We start from the raw sequence: 4,924 nt of genomic DNA, 5'->3' as shown, positions 1-4,924 counted from the left end.
AGGCGAGGCATCCGAGTATCAATTATCTTCTTGGTATTTCCTATTATTGATATTGGGCAAGGACTGATTTACTTTCAATGCTGGGTATTGATTTTAGGATATATAGAACACCAGGTATGGGACTGGCTAATTGGTATTTTAGGGTTATGGGCATTTTTAATATTTTTATCCCAAATTAGCCTCCCAAAAGAAAAATAAACGAATGGAGGCGTCGGCATGAAGGCAACCCGAATCCCACGCGCAACGCAGACCCCAAGCCTTCTCGCGGTGGCTCTGCTGGGTGCTTTTTTCTTCACGACCGCATTTCCGGCCCAGGCTGAAGAAAGCGCCTTCAACCGGTTGGTACTCCAGAAACGGTTTCTTGAAAAAACCCATGGCATCGCCCGCTTGGAATGTTTTCCCTTCATGGAGAAGTTCGGCGACCGGGAAGGCGAAACCCGGCGCATCCACGAATGCCTGAAGGGGGTTTTCACCCTCACCGCCGCATTGAAGGAAGTGCCTGACGCGGACCTCAATCGCGTGGCCATCAGCACGCGGTTTCTGCGCACCGGCGGATTCCATACCTTGCTGATTCCGTGGGACGCGGAGGTGGTGTATGTGGCACGTATCCTTCGCGAACGGTTGTCACCTGCAGACCAGCAGGCGTTTCTGGGAAAGGTCGCCGCCGTCAAATCCGCCATTCACGGCAAGCTGTTCATCCGCGAGTTGTACTGCTCGCTCACCATCACCAACGAGCAGTGCCTGCGGGGATACGAAACGCTGGCCAAAGTGGAACCCGATCCGGCACTTCGCCGCAAGATGTGGGCGGAGGTGACGATCACCGATTCCGATACGGCGAAGGAGAACCCGGAAATTTTGCCGCTCCGCTACGATGCGGATGTGGAGAGGATGACCCGGCAACTGCGCGCAGACACGACCTGGAACGAGTGGGAGATCCAGAAGAAAGCGTACGAAACCATTCAGGAACGATTCGGCGACACGTTCAAGAAACTGCAACTGCCTACGTTTTACTGCGATGTATCGCTTTCTCCGCAGGAATGCATCCAGGGTGCGGAAAACTTTCATAAAGCCGCACAAACCGAGGTGCTGCAATCCAAAACCTGGGGACGGGTTAGGGTGACCCGGTACAACACGCGCATCCAGAGCGATTACAATGCGATGTTTCGTTATGATTTGTCGCCAGATGAAATCGTGAAGGTGTTTTCCGCCAAGCCGGAGAAACGAGAGATTGAAAAAGCCGTGACCCGTGCCGAGAAACTGGAGGGGCTCATCAAAAACAACGCCACCGGCCTGCGTGCGGTGTGCGATCTGGTGGACCTCGCTTCCGCATTATGCGTGCAGGGCTTCGAGCACTTCATCGATTTCGTGCGCGCGCATCCGGATTTCCGTCCTGCGGGCACCGCCACCGACGTCATGTTTGTGGACGGCACGCAGGTGTCCCGACTCAACTTCGCGTTGAACTCCAACTCGCGGGCGCATTATATTTACGTCGATGTGCGCAGCCCCTATCCTGAGTTTGAAGCCCACCTTTTGAAATTCGGCAAGGATTCCCCAGCCCCTGTGCGCTGACGTCTTTTTTAGTTTTTGCGGACGGATTCCGGCAGGAGGTAATGCCGGGTGTCGTAATCCGGATGGGTGAGGATCACCTGCTTGCACAGGCGTCGCGCTTCGTTGATGACCACCGGCGCAATCAGGTTGGCCGTCATCTGCCGGTAATCTTCCGGAATGCGTACGATGACCAGCACCGCCAGCGTGTCGTTGGCGCCGATGCCCAGTTCCGTCTTGTCGGCGGCAGTGAGATCGACTTTGTAATCGGGCACGAAGAGGAAGGGATTGGTCACCACGAACGCGAGACCGGGATTGGTCAGCGAGTGCAGCCAGTGGAGAGGGCTTTCTGTATTGACGTCGAAAGGGAGCACCGCGTACTCCGTTTCCAGCTCGAAGCCGGACAGTCCCTGCGTGAAAGTGAGGACGGATGCGGGCGGAACCTCGAATTCGCCCAGCCGGGTGGAGGCGTACTTCATAGCTTGATATTGTCCTGCAGGATTTGGTGGAGGGCGGCGGGATCGAACTGCGGTGAAGCGGCGGACCGGTTTTCTTCCTTGATGCGCTCGAACACCTCCTCGCGGTACACCTTGGTTTCGGGGGAGGCCTCGATCCCCAGCCGAATGGTTTTGCCCTTGATTTCGATCACCGTCACCTTGATGTCGTCGTTGATTCGAATGCTTTCCCCGACTTTTCGCGTCAAAACCAGCATGCCGACTCCTCTTATTGGTGACCGGGTCTCGCTTGCGCGATTATAACAGATGAACCCGGAGCGGTCCGGGAAAAGATGGACGGGCGATTCAATTGACAGGGTAGGGGGATTGTGCTAATTTCCCTGATTCTTGATCCAGCGGCAACAGTGGGCCGAGGTAGCTCAGTCGGTAGAGCAGAGGACTGAAAATCCTCGTGTCGGCGGTTCGATTCCGTCCCTCGGCACCATCCTTTCCTTGCACGCTTTCTCCTGCATCGCCATCCTCCTTTTTGTATCCCATTCCAATCGTGATAAGCTTTGGGGCATGATTGGCTGGACCTGCACAATGAGGGTTGCCGCGTTTCGAGGTGGGGCGGGATGTCTTTTTCTACTTTTTTCTTTGCCCTTCCTCCCTTTCACCCCGATGAAAGCGTTGGCCGCTGATCCCGTCAGCGCGCAGGAAAAGGAAGAAACGGTGGAGGGCATGAAGCTCATTCCCGCCGGACCTTTCACCGCCGGTCCCCCGCACAAACCACGCACGGTGGAGCTCAAGGCGTTCTACATCGATATCCACGAGGTGACCCAAAGTGAATACGAACGTGTGATCGGGCAAAATCCTTCCTTTTTTAAAGATCCCAATCGCCCGGTGGAAAAGGTGGACTGGTTTGAGGCGCGCGAGTTCTGTTTGCAAACCGGACGTCGCCTGCCGACGGAATGGGAATGGGAAAAGGCGGCGAAGGCGGGCACCGTCACTTCCTACTACTGGGGTGAAGCGAGCGCCGACGCGCATGCCTGGTACAAGGAAAACGCGGACAAACAGACGCACCCCGTCGGCCAGAAACCCCCGAACGCATTCGGTCTCTACGACATGGCAGGCAACGTGTGGGAGTGGACGGCGAGCGATCACGAAAACGGCGGCAAGGTTCAGCGCGGCGGTTCCTGGCGCAACGGCAAAGAAACGTTGCAGACCGCTTACCGCATCTTAAGCCTTCCTCATTACCAGTACCACTACGTCGGTTTCCGCTGTGCGCTCACCCCTTAGATTTCCGTATTGAATGAAATCGAACGGTGGGATCAAGCCGGGTTGGCGCCCCGGCTTCTCAATCCGTTTGCGGTCGGGCTCATCCCCCCTTGCTCAGGTAAGTGGGCAGCTTGGTGGTGGCGGTGTCCACAATGGCGGTGTTGAGTTGCGCCCGTGTCAGGTTGCGGACGCGGCTCAAATCGACGTTCCTCAGGAACGTGCCGGTGAGGTCGGTTTTGGTGAAATCGGCCCCGGTCAGGACGGCGCGGTCGAGTTTCACGTTTTGCAGATTGGCTCCGGTCAGGTTGGCTGCGGACAGGTTGCACTCGCTCAGGTTGGCGGCGGCCAGATTGGCATGAGACAAATTGGCTCCACGCAGGTTCCCGCCTGTCAGATTGGCTCCGCCGAGGCTCTGCCAGGAAAGATCGGCGCGAATCAGATTGCGTTTTCCTTTTTCAGCGCGTTGCCGGTCCGATAAGAATTGTGCTTTGGCCATGAAAGGGATTGTCCTCAAATCCTGAGTTGCTTTCGGGTGAAGTCCTGCCCCACCTGGTTTGGACTGACGGACTGGTTTTATTTAGTTTTAAACGGCGAGAGGACTTTTGCAAGCCTTTTCGGGAAACCCATATAGATTGCCTTGCTTTGATTTTGACCCGATTGCATGAACATGTGTTCTTAATAGTTTGACAACCGTCGGAAGTCCCCTTATTTTTTGTTTGTTTTATCGGCATGATGGCGGCATGGCCGGGCGGCCTATACTTTCATTCCAGACAATCCGTCGCATAAGGAGGGGATCATGAAACAACCAGGGGGGAATTCGGTTTTGGGAAAATCATGGATGGCGGTGTTCGCTGTGGTCGCCATGCTGGGAATGGCTTCGCCCGGGCAATCGGCGGTTCTGGGTGTCGGGATCACGGGCAAGGCGGGGACCACGGGCCTGGGTGCGGATTTGACGGTGCCGCTCATCACCAACTGGGTCAACCTGCGCCTCGGCTACAACAACCTCACCTACTTTTCAACCTCGATTGATGACCTGGGCGGTGTCGATTACGAAGCCGACCTGGAGTTTCAGGATGCGCCGCTGTTCATCGATGTCCATCCCTTCCACGGCAATTTCCGCGTTACCGGCGGGGTGTTCTGGCTGGATCATGATGCCATTCTGACCGCTTCCGGCAACATCCGGGTGGGCAATAATAACTATAACAATGCCTCCGTGCGTGCGGACATCCAGCACGGACAGGACTTCGGCCCCTATCTGGGCATCGGCTGGGGCAATGCGGCGGATGACAATTTTCTCGATCTGCCGGTGGCGGTGGGGCTTTCGATGGACCTGGGGGTGATTTACGTCGGCGATTCCGAAGTCAATCTCCGGCAACTCAGCGGACCTGCCATTTCCCAGGCGGACCTCAACCGCGAGGCGCGGCAGTTGGAAGACGATCTCAGCGACGTGCCGTTCTACCCCGTTTTCACCATCGGCCTCCACGTCCGCTTCTAACCGCGCCAAGCGCGAAGCGAGTGGGCTAGTGCTCTAGAATCACTGCATGGTCTGTGGGCGCGGATACCACTGCGTGGAGGAGCAGATGGCTACTGTTTGGTGATCCCTGCGATGGTCTTTGGTCGCGGTCTGCGTCCCGTACAAATATAAAAAAGACCCTACTTCTTTTAAG

General features: G+C 56.2%; 7 protein-coding genes and 1 tRNA gene. 5 read left to right on the top strand and 3 right to left on the bottom strand.

From position 1 onward, the window contains the following. Both TX82_RS16450 and TX82_RS00650 read left to right on the top strand, forming a co-directional pair. A partial coding sequence (locus TX82_RS16450) for a hypothetical protein (RefSeq protein ID WP_222822936.1) occupies nt 1-198 on the top strand: 198 nt, incomplete at its 5' end. 18 nt (nt 199-216) lie between these two features. After that, entirely contained in the window at nt 217-1,569 is a 1,353-nt protein-coding gene (locus tag TX82_RS00650) for a hypothetical protein (protein ID WP_005009617.1), read from the top strand. A gap of 8 nt (nt 1,570-1,577) precedes the next feature. On the opposite strand, the gene fliW is transcribed toward TX82_RS00650, so the two are convergent. Continuing rightward, nucleotides 1,578-2,024 (bottom strand): flagellar assembly protein FliW, encoded by a 447-nt coding sequence (gene fliW, locus TX82_RS00645; protein ID WP_005009614.1) that lies wholly within the window; start codon nt 2,022-2,024, stop codon nt 1,578-1,580. Next, the gene (csrA, locus tag TX82_RS00640) at nt 2,021-2,257 is read right to left on the bottom strand and encodes a carbon storage regulator CsrA (protein ID WP_005009613.1); all 237 of its coding nucleotides are present in this window, start codon (nt 2,255-2,257) and stop codon (nt 2,021-2,023) included. The genes fliW and csrA overlap by 4 nt, the downstream gene beginning before the upstream one ends. A 151-nt stretch (nt 2,258-2,408) precedes the next feature. Between csrA and TX82_RS00635 the strand changes: the two genes are divergently transcribed. After that, nucleotides 2,409-2,484 (top strand) — tRNA-Phe (locus TX82_RS00635). A gap of 185 nt (nt 2,485-2,669) precedes the next feature. After that, nucleotides 2,670-3,278: a formylglycine-generating enzyme family protein gene (locus TX82_RS00630; RefSeq protein WP_187291879.1), complete on the top strand. Its 609-nt coding sequence runs from the start codon at nt 2,670-2,672 to the stop codon at nt 3,276-3,278. A 79-nt stretch (nt 3,279-3,357) separates the two neighbouring features. Here TX82_RS00630 and TX82_RS00625 read toward each other — a convergent pair whose 3' ends face one another. Then, nucleotides 3,358-3,753, bottom strand: coding sequence for a pentapeptide repeat-containing protein (locus tag TX82_RS00625; RefSeq protein ID WP_005009606.1), 396 nt, complete (start codon nt 3,751-3,753; stop codon nt 3,358-3,360). Between the two features lie 300 nt (nt 3,754-4,053). On the opposite strand from TX82_RS00625, the gene TX82_RS00620 reads away from it, so the two are divergent. Next, a complete protein-coding gene (locus TX82_RS00620) occupies nt 4,054-4,752 on the top strand; it encodes a hypothetical protein (RefSeq protein WP_005009603.1) in 699 nt (232 codons plus the stop codon). The last annotated feature ends 172 nt before the right edge of the window (nt 4,753-4,924 follow it).

Origin of the sequence: Nitrospina gracilis 3/211, from assembly GCF_000341545.2 — a bacterium.
In the GTDB taxonomy this organism is placed as follows: domain Bacteria; phylum Nitrospinota; class Nitrospinia; order Nitrospinales; family Nitrospinaceae; genus Nitrospina; species Nitrospina gracilis.
This window is presented reverse-complemented; position numbering and strand designations above follow the sequence as displayed.